Annotated in this window: 26 protein-coding genes and 1 tRNA gene; all 27 read left to right on the top strand. The window is 40.1% G+C overall.

All coding sequences use genetic code 11. The features are described 5' to 3' along the window. Nucleotides 1-395, top strand: a 395-nt coding sequence (locus tag ACTQ48_RS09350) for an ArpU family phage packaging/lysis transcriptional regulator (protein ID WP_441570715.1), incomplete at its 5' end; no start/stop codon positions are given. A gap of 228 nt (nt 396-623) precedes the next feature. After that, nucleotides 624-696 (top strand) — tRNA-Phe (locus tag ACTQ48_RS09345). Nucleotides 697-933: 237 nt separating this feature from the next. Continuing rightward, on the top strand, nt 934-1,452 hold the full coding sequence (locus ACTQ48_RS09340) for a ParB/Srx family N-terminal domain-containing protein (protein WP_441549880.1): 519 nt from the start codon (nt 934-936) through the stop codon (nt 1,450-1,452). Further along, complete coding sequence (locus ACTQ48_RS09335; RefSeq protein WP_441570713.1) at nt 1,431-2,108, top strand: hypothetical protein; 678 nt, start codon at nt 1,431-1,433, stop codon at nt 2,106-2,108. The genes ACTQ48_RS09340 and ACTQ48_RS09335 overlap by 22 nt, the downstream gene beginning before the upstream one ends. Beyond that, entirely contained in the window at nt 2,024-2,500 is a 477-nt protein-coding gene (locus ACTQ48_RS09330) for a GNAT family N-acetyltransferase (RefSeq protein WP_441549886.1), read from the top strand. The genes ACTQ48_RS09335 and ACTQ48_RS09330 overlap by 85 nt, the downstream gene beginning before the upstream one ends. Nucleotides 2,501-2,557: 57 nt before the next feature. Further along, nucleotides 2,558-2,881, top strand: a complete 324-nt coding sequence (locus ACTQ48_RS09325; protein ID WP_441549878.1) for a hypothetical protein — start codon at nt 2,558-2,560, stop codon at nt 2,879-2,881. After that, nucleotides 2,882-3,259: an ASCH domain-containing protein gene (locus ACTQ48_RS09320; RefSeq protein ID WP_441541360.1), complete on the top strand. Its 378-nt coding sequence runs from the start codon at nt 2,882-2,884 to the stop codon at nt 3,257-3,259. 48 nt (nt 3,260-3,307) lie between these two features. Beyond that, nucleotides 3,308-3,763: a hypothetical protein gene (locus ACTQ48_RS09315; RefSeq protein WP_441541358.1), complete on the top strand. Its 456-nt coding sequence runs from the start codon at nt 3,308-3,310 to the stop codon at nt 3,761-3,763. After that, complete coding sequence (locus ACTQ48_RS09310) at nt 3,753-4,961, top strand: PBSX family phage terminase large subunit (RefSeq protein ID WP_441541356.1); 1,209 nt, start codon at nt 3,753-3,755, stop codon at nt 4,959-4,961. Before ACTQ48_RS09315 ends, ACTQ48_RS09310 begins: the two co-directional genes overlap by 11 nt. 8 nt (nt 4,962-4,969) lie before the next feature. After that, entirely contained in the window at nt 4,970-6,484 is a 1,515-nt protein-coding gene (locus tag ACTQ48_RS09305; RefSeq protein WP_441549876.1) for a phage portal protein, read from the top strand. Further along, the gene (locus tag ACTQ48_RS09300; protein ID WP_441549875.1) at nt 6,402-7,307 is read left to right on the top strand and encodes a phage minor head protein; all 906 of its coding nucleotides are present in this window, start codon (nt 6,402-6,404) and stop codon (nt 7,305-7,307) included. The genes ACTQ48_RS09305 and ACTQ48_RS09300 overlap by 83 nt, the downstream gene beginning before the upstream one ends. A 36-nt stretch (nt 7,308-7,343) precedes the next feature. Next, nucleotides 7,344-7,535, top strand: a complete 192-nt coding sequence (locus tag ACTQ48_RS09295) for a hypothetical protein (protein ID WP_441549874.1) — start codon at nt 7,344-7,346, stop codon at nt 7,533-7,535. A 190-nt stretch (nt 7,536-7,725) separates the two neighbouring features. Further along, nucleotides 7,726-8,283 (top strand): phage scaffolding protein, encoded by a 558-nt coding sequence (locus tag ACTQ48_RS09290; RefSeq protein ID WP_441549873.1) that lies wholly within the window; start codon nt 7,726-7,728, stop codon nt 8,281-8,283. A 21-nt stretch (nt 8,284-8,304) separates the two neighbouring features. Further along, entirely contained in the window at nt 8,305-9,219 is a 915-nt protein-coding gene (locus ACTQ48_RS09285) for a hypothetical protein (RefSeq protein WP_441564097.1), read from the top strand. 10 nt (nt 9,220-9,229) lie between these two features. Continuing rightward, nucleotides 9,230-9,457 (top strand): hypothetical protein, encoded by a 228-nt coding sequence (locus tag ACTQ48_RS09280; RefSeq protein ID WP_343118095.1) that lies wholly within the window; start codon nt 9,230-9,232, stop codon nt 9,455-9,457. Nucleotides 9,458-9,489: 32 nt separating this feature from the next. Further along, nucleotides 9,490-10,020, top strand: coding sequence for a hypothetical protein (locus ACTQ48_RS09275; RefSeq protein WP_441549871.1), 531 nt, complete (start codon nt 9,490-9,492; stop codon nt 10,018-10,020). Then, a complete protein-coding gene (locus tag ACTQ48_RS09270) occupies nt 10,020-10,325 on the top strand; it encodes a phage head closure protein (protein ID WP_441549870.1) in 306 nt (101 codons plus the stop codon). The genes ACTQ48_RS09275 and ACTQ48_RS09270 overlap by 1 nt, the downstream gene beginning before the upstream one ends. Next, nucleotides 10,325-10,729 carry an HK97-gp10 family putative phage morphogenesis protein gene (locus ACTQ48_RS09265; RefSeq protein ID WP_441549869.1) on the top strand — a complete coding sequence of 135 codons (405 nt, stop codon included), beginning with the start codon at nt 10,325-10,327 and terminating at the stop codon, nt 10,727-10,729. The genes ACTQ48_RS09270 and ACTQ48_RS09265 overlap by 1 nt, the downstream gene beginning before the upstream one ends. Then, on the top strand, nt 10,730-11,098 hold the full coding sequence (locus ACTQ48_RS09260) for a hypothetical protein (protein WP_441549868.1): 369 nt from the start codon (nt 10,730-10,732) through the stop codon (nt 11,096-11,098). After that, the gene (locus ACTQ48_RS09255) at nt 11,099-11,719 is read left to right on the top strand and encodes a hypothetical protein (RefSeq protein WP_441549867.1); all 621 of its coding nucleotides are present in this window, start codon (nt 11,099-11,101) and stop codon (nt 11,717-11,719) included. A 12-nt stretch (nt 11,720-11,731) separates the two neighbouring features. Beyond that, entirely contained in the window at nt 11,732-12,160 is a 429-nt protein-coding gene (locus ACTQ48_RS09250; protein WP_441549866.1) for a hypothetical protein, read from the top strand. Between the two features lie 95 nt (nt 12,161-12,255). Continuing rightward, nucleotides 12,256-12,465, top strand: coding sequence for a hypothetical protein (locus ACTQ48_RS09245; RefSeq protein ID WP_441549865.1), 210 nt, complete (start codon nt 12,256-12,258; stop codon nt 12,463-12,465). Nucleotides 12,466-12,468: 3 nt separating this feature from the next. Next, entirely contained in the window at nt 12,469-13,200 is a 732-nt protein-coding gene (locus ACTQ48_RS09240; protein WP_441549864.1) for a hypothetical protein, read from the top strand. A 178-nt stretch (nt 13,201-13,378) separates the two neighbouring features. After that, entirely contained in the window at nt 13,379-13,969 is a 591-nt protein-coding gene (locus ACTQ48_RS09235; protein ID WP_441549863.1) for an NUMOD4 domain-containing protein, read from the top strand. A gap of 87 nt (nt 13,970-14,056) precedes the next feature. Then, nucleotides 14,057-15,862, top strand: a complete 1,806-nt coding sequence (locus ACTQ48_RS09230) for a phage tail protein (RefSeq protein WP_441570711.1) — start codon at nt 14,057-14,059, stop codon at nt 15,860-15,862. Then, nucleotides 15,862-17,346 carry a hypothetical protein gene (locus ACTQ48_RS09225; protein WP_441549861.1) on the top strand — a complete coding sequence of 495 codons (1,485 nt, stop codon included), beginning with the start codon at nt 15,862-15,864 and terminating at the stop codon, nt 17,344-17,346. Before ACTQ48_RS09230 ends, ACTQ48_RS09225 begins: the two co-directional genes overlap by 1 nt. Then, nucleotides 17,346-19,964 carry a phage tail protein gene (locus ACTQ48_RS09220; RefSeq protein WP_441570709.1) on the top strand — a complete coding sequence of 873 codons (2,619 nt, stop codon included), beginning with the start codon at nt 17,346-17,348 and terminating at the stop codon, nt 19,962-19,964. Before ACTQ48_RS09225 ends, ACTQ48_RS09220 begins: the two co-directional genes overlap by 1 nt. The last annotated feature ends 3 nt before the right edge of the window (nt 19,965-19,967 follow it).

The following is a 19,967-nucleotide window of genomic DNA, read 5'->3' as shown; positions in this document are numbered from 1 at the left end:
AAAAATCAAAATCAAATGCAAAGCGTAAGTTGAGAGAATATCCTCGCTGGCAAAGAGTAGCCAATGATGCAGATGGTCAAAAAGTCACTGCGACGTATACTTTCGAGCCAAGACAAGCGCACGGCAATCCAAGTAAGCCTATTGAGCGCTTGGCTATCAATCGAGTAGATGCTGAATCGGAGCTTGAAGCGATTGAATTAGCAGTAACGAAATTACTCAATCCAACGCATCGCAGGATCTTGTTTGAGAAATATCTGTACAATGGTAAACGATATGATTTTGAAATCTATACCGACTTATACCTTTCAGAAGCTAGCTTTTACATTGAACTGAACGATGCCTTGCTCTCGTTTGCTGAGCAATATAGAGGCGGATGTTTACTAGTTCAAAATTAGAGTTTTTATAAAGAAACGCTAGAGAAAACAAAAGTTTTTTTGGAGTTTGTTCGGAAATAGATGTGTTAATATAGTATCATGAATTACTGAGAAGAAGCATACCTTTCAAAAAGCACTAATTCAATTAGTGAACAACATCAACATGAGCGGAACTCGGTGATCATTCCAAGACCAGAAAAAAATAAATTATAGAAAATTTACCTTACGTTCATTACTGGTCTTGGATTTGGAAACGTAGCTCAGTTGGTAGAGCGTCTGGTTGAAGCCCAGAAGGTCGCAGGTTCGATTCCTGCTGTTTCCGTTTAATCCGTTTTCTCAATATCGACTTAAGCGATATGGGAGAGGTTAAATAAGCATACATGTCACTGTTTATTTAACTCAGTGTTCGATCCACTGGCACGGAGTTAAAAACTAGCAATAATAAAATAATTTAAAGATGACCTGTAGACCATGTTTTGCTAGTATCATGTAAGGGGCTGAATATTTCACTCAGGGAGACCGCATGGATGTGGTCTTTTTGTTTTTAAAGGAGGAAACAATGGAAATTGAGAAGGTTAACTTATCAATTATTAGGCAATACGAGAAAAACGCAAAATTACACCCTATTGAACAAATTGAACAAATAAAAAAATCAATATTAGAGTTCGGAAACAACGATCCGATTGCGATTGACGAAAATAACGTCATTATTGAGGGCCACGGAAGATACATGGCGCTCAAACAACTAGGGTATGAAGAGGTCGAGGTAATTAAGTTAACACACCTTAACGAAGAACAGAAAAAAGCATATATACTCGCCCACAATAAGTTGACCATGAACACGGACTTTGATATCGATCTTTTACATCAAGAATTAGGTGACATAATTGATATTGATATGTCAGACTTCGGTTTTAATATTTTGGAAGATGAGAAAGAAGAAATTCAAGACACCGATTTTGAAGAAATTGACGACCAATCAATAATTATAGTTGAAGCTGAATCAGAGCAAAAATTGGAAGAATTATATGACGAATTTGTTGACAGGGGGATAAAATGCCGAGTTTCAATATTATAAAGAACAATGAATTAAATCAATCTTTTAAAGTCTCAAAAGTTATGGCAGACTTTGACGTTGGAGAAGAACATGTAGGAGAACATTTTAGCGGTAATATAAATTATCCGGACTATTGGCAAATAGGGCTCATTGTTGGTGGAAGCGGTACAGGTAAAACAACAATAGCAAAAGAATTATATGGAAATGAATTAATTGATGACTTCATTTATCCAGATAAACCAGTAATAGAAAGCATACCTTGTGAAAATGTAGAAGAATTGCAAAAAATGTTTTATGCAGTTGGCTTTGGAAGTGTTCCTTCTTGGTTAAAACCATATAGCGTTTTATCTAATGGCGAAAAAATGCGCGTTGACTTAGCAAGACAAATTTTAACTAAAGATTTTGTCGTTTTTGATGAGTTTACTAGTGTCGTAGATAGACAAGTAGCTCAAGTGATTTGTATAGCTTTAAAAAAAGCTTTAAAGCGCTATCCTGATAAAAAGTTTATAGCAGTTGGTTGTCATCATGATGTTATGGAATTTTTACAACCTGATTGGTGTTTTAATACTGATTCAATGCAACAGGTTTTTCAATTCCCCCACGAAGCTACAAGCAATTTGAAGTTAGAAGATGCTCAATCGCAGAGTGGGGAAAATTTAGACGTTATCATTATTTAAATGGCGACATTGCTAATGCAGCTCGTTGTTTTGGATTGTATGATAAAGATAAAATCGTTGGTTTTATTGGAGTAATGCATTTCCCACACCCAAGAAATAAAAAAATTAAACGAGTTACAAGGCTTGTCATTTTACCCGATTACCAAGGCATTGGGCTTGGTACAAAATTTTTGAAATCAATTGCGACTTTTTATGCTAAGGAAGGATTTGATTTTAGAATAGTCACAAGTGCTAAAAATCTTATTTACGCACTGAATAAAAACCCTAACTGGAAATTAAAATCCTATGAAAAAGGGAAGACTCCAACTGGTAATTCAGCTATTAAACAATTAGCTAAAAATGCTAGAATTAACGTAAAAATAGCAAGTTTTCTTTTTGTAAAAAAAGATTAGATATTCTCTTGACCCGTTTAAAACTGTTCCTTATAATAAAAGAAAAGGAGTAAGGAAATGAACGAAAAAGAAAGCTATATTAAACAATTAAGACAGTTGATTTTAGAAGATGACAATTTAGCTTACGGGGAAAGTTTAGAGGAAGCTATTTATCGAATTGATAATCTTGTTATATACGGTGGCTTTTATCAAGGCATAAGAGGATACGATCACAATGAGCTGCTATTAAATAATGTAACTTGGAAAGAAATTATTAGTTGGGGAACAATTATAGTACCCGAAACAAAAGCATATATTTCAAATACACCAATAATTGATTTAGAAGAACTAGGTTATCAAATGTTGCCATTAGATGATAATCATATTGTGGGGTTCAAATAAATGAAAAAGACTAATGCAGTAATTTCAATAAATCCCCAATTCGTTGAACAAATAATGACAGGAAAGAAACATTTCGAATATAGAAAGTCGTTTTTCAAAGAAATTCCAGAAAGATGTTATATTTATTCAACTAAGCCTGTAGGCAAAGTAGTTGGTTTTTTTACAATAAAACAAGTCTTGATAGATAATCCTGAAAAAATTTGGGAACTAACCTATAAAAAATCAGGAATATCAAGGGAGTTTTTTGACGAATATTATTTAAATAAGAATAAAGCTGTAGCAATACAAATAGATAGGTTGTTTAAATTTAAACAGCCTAAACTCTATAAAGATATTGATGCAAATGGGAAAATACCACAATCATATAAAAGAATTTAAGAAGCTATTGCTTCTTTTTTTATTTTTTAAAGTAAGGAAGTGAGGCGATTGGCTAATGAAACAAACTTAATTCCGGCAAACAGGCGAAGTAAGAGCGAACTTAGAGAGATGACCCGGAAGGGCGGGATAAACTCGGGTCGTTCTCGTCGTAAAAAAGCAGACTTAAAAAAAGCATTTAATACTATCTTGCAAGCTGATGTCTCTAGTAATAAGGTAAAGCAGCAATTAGAAACCCTCGGTTTTGAAACAACCAACGAAATGGCTCTAGCCATGGTTATGATGCAGAAAGCCATGAAAGGCAATGTAAGAGCGTTTGAGCAAATAAGCAAACTGACGGCCACAGACGCTAAAGACGCACTTGACAAGAAAGAACAACGGGAGCGTATCAAGGCAATACAGTTGGAAAACGAAAAACGAAAAACGGCTCTCGAAGGCACCGAATCGCAAGAGGGTGCTATCGGTAGGTTGTTTGATAAGTTGGAGGAAGCCCTAAGTGAATCTTAATGGATTATATCATGATAAGCAGATCAGTATTTTAAAACGGGCTATGCGCGAAGACTGGTACATGATGATTAACCATGGGGCGGTCCGCGCTGGTAAGACTCAACTTGATAATGATTTATTTCTTATGGAATTGCGTAGGGCGAAAAGGAATGCTCTAAAGGACGGCATCAAAAAACCTATGTACATCCTTGGCGCAACCAGTGCTGGTACTTTACAGACAAACATCCTAAAAGAGTTAACAGAGAAATATGGCATTGATTTCAAGTTTGATAAACACGGAAATTTTACCCTATTTGGGGTGTACGTAGTCACAACCTTCACCGGCACAGTCGCGGGGTTAAGGTCAATCCGTGGTATGACGGCTTACGGAGCTTATATCAACGAAGCGACGTTGGCAAACAAGGAAGTGTTTGATGAAATCCGGAAGCGTTGTTCTGGGTTGGGCGCTCGTATTATTTGCGACACAAACCCAGATCACCCGAATCATTGGTTAAAAAAGGATTATATAGATAAGGCAGACAACAAGAGGATCATCTCAAATCACTTTACAGTGTTTGATAATATTTTTTTGAATCAAAGGTATATTGACAATCTCATCGCAACAACTCCAAGTGGAATGTTTACAGAGCGTGGTATCTATGGCCGTTGGGTTAGCGGTGAGGGAGCCGTTTACCGTGATTTCAAAGAAGATATGCTGGTATCCGACAAAGACATTCCGACAGACGACATCACAACCTATTACGCTGGTGTCGACTGGGGATACGAACACTACGGAACTATCATTGTCTGCGGACAAACAGCAGATGGACGGGTGTACCTCTTAGAGGAGCACTCGGCACAGTACCAAGAAATTGATTATTGGGTGGAGATTGCCAAAGATATAAAAACACGATTTGGCAATATTAAATTTTATGCTGATTCTGCCAGACCAGAACATGTATCTCGTTTTAAACGTGATGGAATTAGGTGTATAAATGCTGACAAATCTGTTTTAAGCGGTATTGAACAAGTGGCTAAGCTGATGAAGCAAGGTCGCTTTTTTGTTTGTTCTGAGAGGGTTAACAAGTTCAAGGACGAGATTTATCAGTATGTGTGGAATGAGAAAAATGGAGAGCCAGTAAAACAAAATGACGATGTGTTAGATGCTTTGAGATATGCAATTTATACGAGCAATAAATCTAGTGGCTGGCTCGTTTAGGAGGAGAAATGTTACAAACAGATAATATATCGGCACTTGTTGCCGAAGTGAAAAGGCTGGTCTCGAATGACCGTGGAAGCACTTTGAAAAAAGAGATGCAGACGGGTATCAATTACTACGAAGGTAAACACGATATTGCAAACTATCGTCTTTTTTATTTTAACAATGAGGGTGAAGTTGTTGAAGAAAAACACAGAAGTAACACACGGATTGCTCATCAGTATTTTACAGAGCTAGTTGACCAAAAAGTACAGTATCTGCTGTCCAATCCGATTGAGGTTACAACTGAGCAAACTGGATTGCAGGAATATCTAGATGAGTACGTCAACGAAGATTTCCAACTCATGTTACAAGAGTTAGTCGAGGGAGCAAGTCAGAAATCCTACGAGTATGCCTTTTGGAAAATTGATACTGATAATCGTTTACGGTTTAAAACTGCTGATGCTCTTAAAATCATTCCGATCTACAATGAATTTTACAACATAGACCAAATCATTTATTACTATGATGAACAAATTGTCAAAGATAACAAACAAAAGACTGTGACTAAAATCCAGTTATGGACAAAAGAAGAAGTCTTTTATTTTGTGCAGGAAGATGGTCAAGCGGTCAAGTTGGATAATTCGGCTGAATACAATCCTAAGCCACATCTACTAGCTCAAAAGGGCGAAGATAAGTTTGGCAAGGGCTACGGTCGTGTGCCATTCATCTGTCTGCAAAACAATCGTGGCAAGACTAACGACTTGCAACCTATCAAAGACCTTATTGATGACTATGATATGATGGCTTGTGCATTGTCAAATAACTTGATTGACTTTGACCACCCAATTTATGCAGTTAGAGGATACGAGGGCGACAATCTGTCTAGCTTAGTCACAAACCTCAAGACCAAGAAGACCGTGGGAGTTGGTGAAAACGGGGGCATTGATGTCATCACAACCAATATCCCTGTTGAAGCTCGTAAGGCTAAACTTGAGATAGATAAGGAAGCTATCTACAAGTTTGGTATGGGGTTTGACAGTTCTCAGACAGGTGACGGGAATATCACAAATGTAGTTATCAAATCAAGATACAGCCTACTCGATCTAAAATGTAACAAGATCGAAGTACGCTTGCGTGCAGTCATCAAAGAGATGTTACAACTGATTGTAGAAAACATCAACGAACTGCACGGCAAAAATTATGATGCTAGTAAAGTCGAAGTCGCAATTACAAGAGACGTCATGGCTAATAAAGAAGATAATGCTACCATTGCTAAGACGGAAGCCGAAACCAATCAGATTTTGATTAACAACATCATGACTGCAGCACAGCGACTTGATGACCGCACTGTTTTAGAATTGCTAGCAGGTATTTTGGAAGTTGACCCAGACGAAGTTGAGAAAGCACTGGAAGAGCAGGGGTATCAAACTGATTTCAACCAGTCTACGGAGGTGACAGATGACGAAGCTGAACAAATTCCAACAGGAAATAGAGAACCTGTTGCAGAAAGCGGACAAAGCGACGGACAAACGACTCTATAACCTCTATATCGACACGATAAAAGACCTGAAAAAGTCTTTACTTGTTGATTATCAGCGGTTGGATAGCCTGACATCTTCTCAAAAGCTCAAATTGAACCAAATGAGCACACTTTTAGAGCAATTAGACCAATCAGCAGATAAACTAAAAAAAGGGCTTAGAAGTGAAATTACAGGGCATTTAATTGACACTGGGAAAATCGCCTATAATGAACTGTTTTACGAGTTTGAGGGCGGTCACGGTGGGATTAACTTTGCCATGCTAAAAGAGGAAGAGTTAAGGACCATTATCGAAACACCTGTGGCAAACTTTAAGTTATCTGAACGCTTGAATGATGGGGTTGTGGAACGGTTACGAAACAACATCAAGGACGACCTCAATCGTATATTTTTGCACGGCGCGAGTTATGCTCAGGCATCTGCTAGATTGGCAGAACAGGGGTATAGCTCTTATCGTCGGGCTATGATGATTACTAGGACAGAAGCTGGACGGGTGCAAGCTGTAGCTAGGGAAAAAGCTCAATTGGAAGCTAGAAACCTAGGTGTTGAGTTTGACAAGGTTTGGGTAGCGACTTTGGACGGTCGCACAAGGCACAATCACGCAGAACTGGACGGTGCAAAGGCTGATAAGGACGGTTATTTTGAGATTAACGGTCTACGGACGAAGCAACCGCATATGTTTGGTTTTGCAAGCGAGGATGTCAACTGTAGATGCCGGACAATCTCACGGCTTAAAGACGATGACACATTGACATCAAGGCGAGATAATGAGACCGGTAAGATTATCAAGTACAGGAATTATCGAGAGTGGGCGAGGGCTAAATAATGAGTTTACAGATTTGACAAAATAGAGGAGAAAAAAATGGAAAAACAAGTTATTATCTTTTTAAAGAATGGCGAAACATTATTATTTCAAGACGTAAGCAATATGGATGTGACTGATAAGCACATTGCTTTTGATTACTTTGGCAAAAGTACAAACCAAGAAAAAAGTGGGGTGTTCTTTTTTGACACTATTGCAGGTTGGTCTGCATCAGCGCAACTTTTCAAATAGGAGGTGGTCACTCATCTTGACAGCGGGAAAGACTGCGTTAATCACATAACTTAACCGTGTCGAATTCGATGCGGTTTTTATATTGTCCTGTCACATGACATAAAACTAGGCAAGCCATGTCTGTGTGGCATATCGCAGACACTCCCTGCTGGGAGAGCCAGCATAAAAAATCTATGGAGGTAAACCAACAATGGATTGGTTAAAAGAACTTATTGAGAAACATACTGCAGACGGAAAAACGGAAATTGATGCGGTCATGAACGCATTTAAAGAAGAGTTTCCGAAACACGCTGTCCCTAAAGATGTCTACAACGAGCAAGCCGAAAAGCTAAAAGCAGCTAACAGCACGCTTGACACGTTGAAAAAATCAAATAAGGACAACGAAGAGTTGCAGAATGAACTCAAGGCATACAAGGATAAAGTGTCACAGTTGGAAGCTGATATGAAAGAAACAGCTAAGAAGCAGACTATCAAGGATGCTCTTTCTAGTGCTAAAGCGACTGATTTAGACTATCTCATGTACAAACTTGGCGATGTGGAATTAGCAGAAGATGGCAGTATTAAGGACCTTGACAGTAAAATCAAGGACTTACAGACTAATCACCCTACATTCTTCAAAACCACGGAGCCTGAACAAGCTGATAACGGCTTTAAAACTTTAGGTGGGGTGGATATTCCACCAGGTGGGAAAATTGACCCATCAAAATCACTGACTGCTGACTTTGAATCAGCTGTCTTCGGAAAATAACTTTTTAAGGAGAAAAAATAAATGGCAAACACACTCGAATATTCAAAAATTTTCCAACCAGTCCTTGACAAACAAATTGTGCAAGAATCGACGACAGGTTGGATGGAAGTAAACAGTAAATTGGTACAATACAACGGTGGCAACGAAGTCAAATTGCCGTCTATCGTTATGGATGGCCTTGCAGATTATGATCGTTCTTCTGGTTACGTTGGTGGTGCTGTGACACTTACATGGAATACTTACAAACTCACTCAAGACCGTGGTCGTAAATTCCAGTTGGACGCTATGGACGTGGACGAAACAAACTTTGTAGCAACTGCTGGAACAGTCATGGGCGAATTCCAACGCACTTTGGTTGTACCTGAAATCGACGCTTATCGCTATTCTGCTATTGCCGCTAAAGCTATTGCAGTTGGTCAAACTCGTACTGCTGCAATCACAGACTCAAACATCTTGAAAGAACTTTTGAAAGACATTGCAACAGTAAAAGAGATTGTCGGAAATACTGCAAAACTTAAAATTACCATGTCCGAAACCATGTTGACTAATCTTGGACTTGATGACAAAGCATCTAAACGTATTTCAACGGTCACAGTGCCGGCTGGCGAAGTGGCAACTGTTGTTACAAAAATTGACGGTCATGAAATTGTGCCAACACAACAATCATTGCTTCAAACTGCGTTTAAATTTAATGACGGCAAGACTGGCGGTCAAGAAAAAGGTGGATTCGTGGCTGATCCGTTAGCAAAAGCTATTAACTGGCTTATCGTTGCCGAAAATGCACCTATTGCAGTATCTAAAACAGACGTAGTACGTGTATTTGATCCAATGACTAACCAACGTGCAAACGCTTGGGATATGGACTACCGCAAGTATCATGATATCTGGATTCCGAAATCAAAAGAAAAATCAATCTTTGCCAATACAGTAGCTTAGGAGGTAGCTCATGCGTAAATTTAAACGCTTGAACGTCATCAAAGAGACAGACAGCGATTTGGTTGCTAACCGGCTTATCGAAGCAGGATTCGAAGAAATCGTTGAAGGTAGTGAACCAGAAGATTTATCCCGTGATGAAGTAAAGGCTCAATTGGACGAAGCAGGCATCGAGCATGCCAATAATGCAAAGACGGAAACATTGCTTGAAATTTTGGAAGCATCGAAACTAGGGGAGTAGTCTGCTACTCTCCTTTTTAAATGGAGGTATGTATGATTATTAGTCTAGAAGAAGCATTAAAACTTGATGCAGATGCGACACAGGAAACGTGTGATGGGCTAGAAACAATGGTCCGAAAGTTGACAAACAACAATTTTCAGTTGATTAAATTCCGCATTCGTGGTTTGCGATTATCTGGAAGTACAATCAAAGCTAATAGCGGACGTTTGGATATATTTAAAGCTGGCGACACAATAGAAATCAATGGAACAGACTACAACAATGGTCTATACGTTGTTGAGAGTGTCTCTGATGATGCAATTACTATCCGTGGGGATTTTATCACAGAAACCAATTCAGGGGCTATAGCAACTAAAGTGAGCTATCCTGCTGACGTGCTGACAGGTGTCAAGAAGTTGATTGCTTATGACGCCAAAATGCGAGATAAGGCCGGTATCAAATCCGAAACCGTGGCACGTTGGTCAGTGACTTACTACGATGTGACGGCTGCTGAAAGTTCGGAAGGTTATCCAGTCAGCTTGCTTGGTTTCTTGGACAAGTATCGAAAGTTGAGGTGGTCGTGATGTTAACGTTTTATCTTTTGAAAAATATAGCAAATGGCGAAAATGAACTTGGACAAGAAATCTTTGAGCATAAGAAAGTAGCTGAATTTATTGGCTATATGGATATGCTTGATGGAAATGAATCCAATGACAAGTTAGCCTATCTTGCAGACAGTACCCATGTCATCTTGACTAAGAATATGACAGTCAATGCTGAAATTGAAGACAAAATCGAAGTCAATGGAAAAACCTATGAAGTGACCTATGTTGATGATCCGGTGAATATTGGCCATCATCTGGAAATCTATATTAAAGGTGTCCACTGATGAAATTTGTAGATAATTCAGAGGCAGCCAAAAGAGAACTTGAACGTGCTGCGATTAGAGGTCTTATCAAAGCTTCGTTGTTGGTTGAGGGTCACGCTGTGCTTTTAGCACCTGTCGATAAAGGAGGCTTACGAGACAGCATTGGGTACCAGGTCAACGAGAGCGAACTGGTTGCCTATATTGGTACTAATTGCGAGTATGCAATCTATGTCGAATATGGCACTGGTGAATTTGCTGAAAAAGGAAACGGTCGTAAGGGTGGTTGGGTATATAAAACACCAAACGGTGAGGTACATTTTACTTACGGAATGTCACCACAACCATACCTACGACCAGCATTCAGGAAAAACCAAAAAGCTATAAGAGACATTTTGGCGGACTGTTTAAGAGAGTTGGGAGGGTAGATGAAAGAAGTTATCAAAACAATCTTAAAAGAGCTGAAAACTGTCCACAGTGAGAGCTACTACATCAAGAACTCTGCTAAGACTGTCAAGTATCCATATGTGGTCTTTTCGACTAGCTTGACCAGTATTGACCGTCATGCAGATGGTTGTTACCTGGATGTGGATATTTTTTGTAACAAAGGCCTAGACCAGGTCGAAATCGAAACATTATCTGAGAGCATTAAGATGCACTTGAGGCATTTTGACACAATGCTAGAGGATTGCTACATGCGAACGCAATTCCAGTCAATGCAGGCCGTGCCAACAAACCTGGACGATTTGCAACGACGGAATTTGCGTTTTTATATTAAATTAGATTGGAGAAATTAAATGGGAGTTAAAACACCAGTAAAACGTACAGGCTATACAGCTAATACGCCAAAGCATTATCTTATTAATGCGGGTGCAGTTTATAAAAACCTAACCTGGAACAAGGCAGGTGGCACTGACGGGAATGGAGTTTGGGAAGGTGAGTTGTTAGGAGCTACGTCAGGCGGTAACAAGGTCACAATCGAAACAAACTACCGTACTGTTGAAGTTGACGGAGTATATGTGCCAGCTGTCGGTCAAAAACTGCTAGAGAGCCAGACGGCTAAAATCGAAGTCAACGTTAAAGAAATCACAGCGGAAAATATCCGTTTATCTATTAACGGTAAGGTTACTGAAGCAGATGGAACTACTGCACCAACAGGGTACAAGATCGTTTCAGGAAAATCAAAACTTGAAAATGGCGATTATATCGAAAATCTCGGTATCGTAGGTACTATGTCAGGGACTAATGACCCTATTATTGTTATCATTGATAACGCTCTTTGCACGTCAGGACTTGACTTTGATACAAAAGACAACGAAGAAGCTGTTATCTCAATGACATTTGAGGCACATGCTGCTGAAGGCCAAGTTGACGATTTGAGTTTACCGTGCCGAATCTACTTCCCGAAAATCGTTTAAAAGGAGACATAAATGGCTGAAACACTAAAAATGCGTGAGTTGAATGGGGGCGACATCTTTACGATGTTGTCTATCATTGGCAAATTAGATATCAAAGAAGAGGTCGTGGCGCTCATTGAGCGCCAGTATGGCACAAATCAAAAGGTGGTAGAACTATCCGACCACAAGAACAAGAAACCAACAAAAAAAGAGCAGGAACAAGCGAGCTTGGCTATCCAGAAGCGTGGGATGGTCGTTGTGACAGACCTTGGATTTGCTGTCTTGAAGCACGTAGGAGATGCCAAGGAAGATATCAATCGTTTCTTGGCTGAATTGACAGGGACAAGTCAAAAGCAAATCGAAACGCTCAACATGTTCGACTATACCAAGTTATTGATGGAATTTGGAAAGAAGGCAGAGCTGAAGGATTTTTTCCAATCTATTGCTTCGCTATTGGCTTAGATACAAATAAGCTCATAGATATACTTTTTAAACGATATGGAAATCCAAAGACTTTGCTAGAGACACAAACTCTAAGCGAGTCTTTGGACTTTTTTATGTACTTGCTTGATGAACAGGATAAAGAAGAATTGACAGACATATGGAAGTCAAAAGACTTTGACATGACTTTATCCGACTTTATTAAGAAGCATTCTAAGAAAAGTTATATCGATAAACAAAGCAAGAAGCAACAATCTGTAGATCAAGATAAAGAAGCTATCGCTTTGGCAGAATCGATTTTGAAAATACAAAAGAAAGGAGAGTAACATATGAACGTTTTTGAAATGTTTGGCAAGATTGGCATCAATAACAAAGAAGCCAATAGGGCCATTGATGAAACAACAGGAAAAGCTGAAGGTGCTCATGGGAAGCTCTCTGATATCTTTGGGAAAATAGGTCAAGTGGCTGTAAAAGCTGGTAAAGTCATGGCCACTGGGCTTGCCATCGGTGTTACTGCACTGTCTACCTTGACTGGTGTAGCTGTTAAGCATTACGCTGAGTACGAACAGTTGGTCGGTGGTGTCGAGACACTATTTGGAGCAGGGGGGAAGTCTCTAGAAGAATATGCGGCATCTATCGGACAGAGCGTTGAAGAAGCTAGAGGAAAATTTGACCAGTTGAATAGCGCTCAGTCCGAGGTCATGAATAATGCTAAAAATGCATATAAGACTGCTGGATTATCTGCTAACCAGTACATGGAAACAGCAACATCATTTTCTGCATCACTGATTCAATCGGTCGGTGGAGATACCCAAAAGGCTGCCAAATTAGCCGACCAGACAATCGTTGATATGTCTGATAATGCAAACAAAATGGGCACTTCAATGGAAGCTATCCAAAATGCATATAACGGCTTTTCTAAACAAAACTACACCATGCTGGACAACCTCAAGCTTGGCTACGGTAAACAATATTGCCGTATTAAAAGTAGGTTAACCATTTTATTAATGGGTGTGCATACACTAACAAAAAATAAGTATGTGCTAATAGGGAACATCTAAGGCGAAAGCTATGACAATCCTATGCCAAGCCTGTAAAAATACAGGAAGGTTCAACGACTAGAGCTTTGCTCGTAGGGTGTCTATTAATACGACATTCGAAACGCCTACTATCAAAATCAAAGTTGCAAACCACCGTACATTGTGATATAATATAAATATACAAAAAAGAGGTGGAGATATGGAAAACTGGAAAGATATTAAAGGGTTTGAGGGATATTATCAAATATCTGACAACGGAAACGTTAGAAGTGTCACAAGACATGACGGAGTGCACGAGAGGATTGGGCAACCAATAAAAACTACACTTAAATATAACGGATATTTACAAGTTGGATTAAGGAAACACAACAAACGGAAATATTTTTCTATCCACAGGCTTGTAGCTATTAATTTTATAGATAATCCCGAAAATAAAAAACAAGTTAACCATATTGATTGCAACAAACAAAATAACAATATCAACAACCTTGAATGGGCAACATCAAAAGAAAATTTATATCATGCTAAAATTAATGGATTAAGAAATAATATGCCAAAAGGCGAAAAACATCCAAGTTTTGGAAAGTTTGCAGAAAACAGCAAAACAGCTAAACCTGTCATACGATATGAACGAAAAACAGGAAAAACAAAACTTTACGAGGCGAAAATATTAGCAAAAAATGATGGGTTCGACGTGACAAGCATTTCTAAATGTTGCCACAAAAAATTAAAAACACACAAAGGTTATGAATGGTATTTTGAAAAAGATTTTGATAAAGATATAGTCTAAGCCCTGAGGATTTGCAGAAATGCAAGTCCTTTTTAAATACCACGAAAGTGGGGGTATAAACTGGGAACAAAAGAAGAGATGCAGAGGTTGCTTGACGAAGCTGAAAAACTAAGTGGTGTTAAGTACAATATTGACTCTTTTGCGGATATAACCGAAGCTATCCACGTCATGCAAGAGAATATGGGGATTGCCGGGACAACGTCCAAGGAAGCAGCGTCCACAATCTCTGGATCGATCGGCATGATGAAAGCTGCATGGGAGAATTTCCTAACAGGTATGGCAGACCCTGACCAAGATTTTGGCGAGTTAGTAGGAGGGCTTACTGATTCCATCGGTATTGCTCTTGGAAATATCGTTCCACGGTTAGTCCAGGCTTTGCCTCGACTTATTGAGGGCCTCGCTCAAGTCATCCAAACATTAGCTGGCTACCTCCCAGAAATAGTTGGTGCTCTCTTGCCTGGTTTGGTAGAAGGTGCAACTAAGTTACTTGTTGCACTAAGCGAGACATTACCTGGGTTATTCGATGTACTTTTTAATCAAGTATTGCCACAAGTTATCAGTGCCTTTCAAAGTTTCCTTGAAAAAGTATTTTCTGTCCCTCCTGGGTCATTTGACGGTCTGTCAACTGCTTTCGAAGCTGTTCTAGAAGTTGTAAAAGGAACGGTTGAAACAGTCGAAAATGCTGTTTCCTGGTTCCAAAAAGGTGGTCCTGCAGTTGATGTTTTGACGACTGCTATCGTTGCTATAACCTCAGCCGTAACAGCATACTTAGCTATTACAAAAGCCATGGTTGCCTACGAAATTATAAAAAATGGGGTCATCCAAGCCGGCACAGCTATACAAGCAGCATTCAACGCTGTAATGTCTGCCAACCCTATCATGATTGTCATCATTGCAATCACAGCACTTGTTGCCGGTTTGGTTTGGTTCTTCACTCAGACCGAAACGGGCAAACAAATCTGGCAAGGATTTATGGATTTCTTAGGCAGTGCTTGGAACACAATCGCAACAACCGCTCAAGCTGTCTGGACAGCCTTAGCGTCGTTCTTTAGCGGTCTATGGAGTGATATATCTTCGACTGCTCAAAGTGTCTGGAACACTATTTTAGGTTTTTTAAGCGGACTTTGGAACGGAATACTTTCTTTAGCACAAGGATGTTTTAATTTCCTTGTAGCTTTCTATTCTGGTATTTGGAACGCTATTTCTAGTACAGTCATGGCAGTTTGGAATGGCATTTCTTCCTTTCTATCTGGGTTATGGAGCAGTATTGTTAATACAGCTTCAAGTGTATTTAGGAGTATCTCGAATACAATTTCCGGTGTCATGAATGGAATTTCTAGCACTGTTTCTAATGTCTGGAACGGTATCAAGAACACTATTTCAAATGCAATCAACGGTGCAAAGGATATTGTTTCGAATGCAATCAATGCTATTCGAGGATTATTTAACTTTAAATTTAGATGGCCTCATATCCCCATCCCACACTTTAGTATTAGTGGTTCCGTAAATCCCTTAGATTGGTTAAAAGGGGGATTGCCTAAAATTGGGGTTGAATGGTATGCCAAAGGCGGTATCATGAACGGTCCAACAATGTTTGGCATGAATGGCAATAATGCCATGATTGGTGGAGAGGCTGGCCCAGAAGCTGTATTGCCGTTGAATGATAAAACTCTTGGAGGAATTGGTCGCGGAATTCTTGATGCTAGTGAATTTAGCAATGGAGAAGTTATGGCAGTCCTGTTTGAAATCCTAAGTGTACTGAAAGCCATCTACGACAAGGATGGAAGCGTGTATATCGATAGCGACAAGTTGATTGGCCATATTTGGAAAAAGCTACGTGACAAATTTGCCTTTGAAGACAATGTCGATTTAATCTTTAGAAGGGGGACTTGATGTTTTTTAAGAAATTAAAATGCGATGGTATCGCTCTAAATGATATCGTCAAAATCTCAAAGGTAATTGTTCAGCCGGTTGCAGATATCGAGAACCAATCCGATGATAACGCAGTAAGCGGAAGGACTTTTCTGCACCAGCATCGAGGAAGTAAAATAATCCAGGTTGAAGCGGTCATCCCAGAAAATGTCTTTGCGACCATTGACCGCTTGAACCGAATCTTTACGGACAAGGAATTGGTGCTTGAACTGGAAGAACAGCCAGACAGAGTGTATCGTGCCCGCTTTAGTAAAATGAGCACGCCAACAAGCTTCGTCCGCAATGCTGATATCACCTTTGAGTTTGAGATTTTTGACGGAATCTCAAATGCAAAACACGGCAGAATATTTAATTTTGCCAAAAATGCTCAAGGTATCATGGAAGCAACCATCGTCAATGATGGCAGTAAAGCTGTACATGTTAACTATGAGGTGGAATTGGCCAAGGAATCTGGCTTCCTTGGCATCGTAACTGAATATGGAGCTTCCCAATTTGGGAAAGTTGAAGAAGTTGATGGTGTCATCGCTGAAAAAAGCGTCCAGCTGGCCAGTAATAAAGCTGGCAACTTCGCCAACTGGACCAATGGTACGGTTTTTTACGAAAACCAAACCAAAAAATCAGTAACAACTATGACGGCCGATACGCAATTCGGAGGCCGTCTAGGAATATTACCAGGCAGTTTTACAAACAGCGCAAACGGCAGACAATTTGGTGCTATCAAAGAGTTGGCTTTGTCAGAATCCGCTCAAAACTGGTATCTCTGGGCCAAGGCTTGGTTTGAGACTGGACAGGTTGATCAGACGGGGGCTTGGTGTCTCGCAGTTGTGGACTCTAATAATAACTTTATTGCTGGTATGGCCATTGAAAAAACAAATACTACCCAGAATCAAGCAACTGTGCATTTTTTGCTTGGCGATGGTGCAGGTGGCAGCCGGTCAGTCCACTATATCAACTTTACCCCAAGTAAGTATATCCCACCAAATCCATATGGTGAGGATAGCAAAAATGAAAATCGAAATATGTTTGATATTCGGAAAGAGGAAGACAAAGTCACCTTTTTCTGGTATGGAAAGTATTTCGTCTTTTACGAATCAAAAATACGGTCCGTTAATGCCAATAGAATCCAGTTTTTTGTTGGCCAGTACATTGGCCGTAGCACAGCTGGACAATTGGTAACCAGGATGTATCTAAACGATTTTAGCTTTACCAAAATTAAAGTGCCGTACTGGAAGGACATCCCAAATCGATATAAAACTGGGAGCATTCTACAAGTTTTCGGCGAAGAAGGCAGATTGTATGTTGATAATCAGGTAGCTCTCAGCGATGAAATTTTGGGCACTAGATATATCAAGGTACCGCCAGGGGAGACAAAAATTCAGTTGCTAGTTTCTAGTTTTTCGGAGATTAAAAGAGCAACTGCTGAAATTAAGGAGGCATTTAGCTGATGGATAATATTCGGATTGCCGTCCGTGACTCGACGGACAGCTATAATGTCGCTTTTTTTGACAATGAGGCAGGCATTAAGTTTAAAACGCCTAACTTGACAAAGTTTTTGGCCGGAAGTGCCAGTATGCTCTCTTTGAGTTTTAACTCAAAAGATATCGACACTGTCAAGACAGGATGTAAATTGTCTTTTGTCTATAAGAATAAGCCATATTGGCTTAATATCATGGATATCCAGAAAAACGGCTTTAAGATGGACTTAATTGCCTATTCATTAGTTTTGGAAATCAATAATGAGCAGAAAGGGTCCTACAAGTCAGACAAAGCCCAGTCAATCGCTAAATATGTACGAATTTTCGATCCAGAAAACTCTCTTACAATCGGCATCAATGAGGTGGCAGACAAATCAATTAAGCTTGAGTGGACAGGTACGGACACTCTACTGGATAGGCTGTACTCAATCGCTAATAGGTTTGACGCAGAGTTTGAGTTTGTGACAGAAACGAATAGCGACTACTCACTGAGGCGCCATGTGCTGAATATTTACCGCAAAGGGAATCTTGGCAAAGATTTAACCGGCCAGCCTGTCAGAGTAGGAAAAGACCTCAAAGTCATTAACTACTCTGATAACATCAAAGAGCTATACAGCGCGGTGCATGCCACTGGCAAAGATGGATTGACAATTGCTGGACTTACCAAGACAGTCAACGACGATGCTGGTAAACCGCTCTATGTTACAGATGGAGCTTATCTTCGAGCCCCACAAACAAGGAATAGATTTCCGTCTGTGGGAAGAAATTCAACGGACAACTATCTACTGTTGGACCTTGACAGCACGGAGTACGAAACTAAAGAGGCTCTATATGGCTATATGCTAGCTGAGCTGAAGAAAGCCAGTGTGCCCAAAGTATCGTACACAGCGGAAGGAAGCATGGATGGTGAGGTCGGGGACAAAATGACCCTGATAGATGATTTGCACTATGACCCGCCTCTGTATGTCCAAGGACGGATATCAGAGATGACGGAAGATATCATCACTGGTAGGGTCACAGAAACCACCTTTACGAATTACGAGCGCAAGTACAGTCAACTGTCAGATGACTTGCTCAAGCGTGTCGAAGAGCTGGCTAAGGAAGCCATGCCATATACGCTTGAATTGTCCACAAACAACGGCACAGCGTTCAAGAATGGTCTTGGCAGCAGTCTGATAACCCCGACGCTAAAAAGAGGCACAGAAGTTATTTCTGGGGCCTCTTTTGTTTGGCACGTTGGAGCAGATACACAGACTGTTCCAACATACAGCGTAGCAGCAGAGACCGTGAAAGATACGCAAGTTTTGAGTGTGGAAGCTATTGTGGGCGGTCAAGTCGTCGCAACGTCTGAAATCACATTTACCAATGTATCCGATGGTCAAGCTGGCTCTCAAGGTCCTGCAGGTCCAATTGGACCGCAGGGAATTAAAGGCGACCAAGGACCAAAAGGACTGATAGGTCCAAAAGGTGAGCAGGGCATCGCTGGTGCAATAGGTCCGCAAGGTGAGCCAGCTTACTTCTTCATGGCCTATGCTGACGATCAAGCAGGCACAGGATTTAGCTTGACTGATACTTCTAAGCGTTACATGGGCTATTATTCAAATAATAACCCAACGCAATCAGCAAGCGCATCAAGCTATAAGTGGGTAGATCGCTCAAATGTGGTCGCAACATTCATGCAGTCTACTGCACCAGCAAATCCTCCAGAAGGTGCACGCTGGAAGTATACTGGCACATCAACAATCACAGTTAATGACTCAACTATCAAGGCTGGTGAGCAGTATCTCTTCATTGGGGCTAGATGGGTCAAGGATGTCATCACATCGGACAACTTGCAGATTAAGGACCAGTTTATCAACGGCGCTATGATAAAAAATGGCGCAGTAACAGTTGATAAGTTGTTTGTTGACACATTATCTGCTGTAACATCTGACCTTGGAAGCGTAACCGCTGGTAACTTGCTTTTGCAACGCAGTTTTAAAGCTGGAAGTTCCGTCATTCCTGCTTATAAATACCCTGACTATAAGACAGGTCTATTTGTAGATAATCATGGTTTGTTAGTGAATGGTATGCCAGTTCAAAAGACTTCTTCTGAGACGATGGCTAGTGATATGCCAATTGTAGCTATGACGGCCGGTGAAGTAAGGTTCTCAAGAGTTGATATAACCGAAAACTTAGAAAGGTTACTGCATGAAGGCTTATCCGATCCAGATTTTGGATCAATCAAATTTGATCGAGATCCAGACGGAAGGAATGCTCTTGTCATTCAAGTAAACGGACAGGTTTACCTCAAGGGACAGAATTACACGGATTGGTCTGTTTCTACAGTGAACCGAAACGTTAGATGGAAAGTTCAAGGGAATCTTGTCATTGTGGATTATGATGTTACGTTTCCTACATATGGAACAAAGCACATTGTTACTGTGCCAACGAAATATGTATCTAAAGACTTGATGTTAGATGCTAGTGCTTGGTATGTGAATAATACAAAAGATAAAAAAGCTCAGCTTAATGCTGACGGTGGATTGCATATAATTGGAGCTGAAGCAAATCAACGCTATTGTGGTCAGATAGTTTGGGCATATTAAAAG

This window comes from Collinsella sp. Sow4_E3 (genome assembly GCF_052116285.1).
GTDB lineage: Bacteria > Actinomycetota > Coriobacteriia > Coriobacteriales > Coriobacteriaceae > Collinsella.
This window is presented reverse-complemented; position numbering and strand designations above follow the sequence as displayed.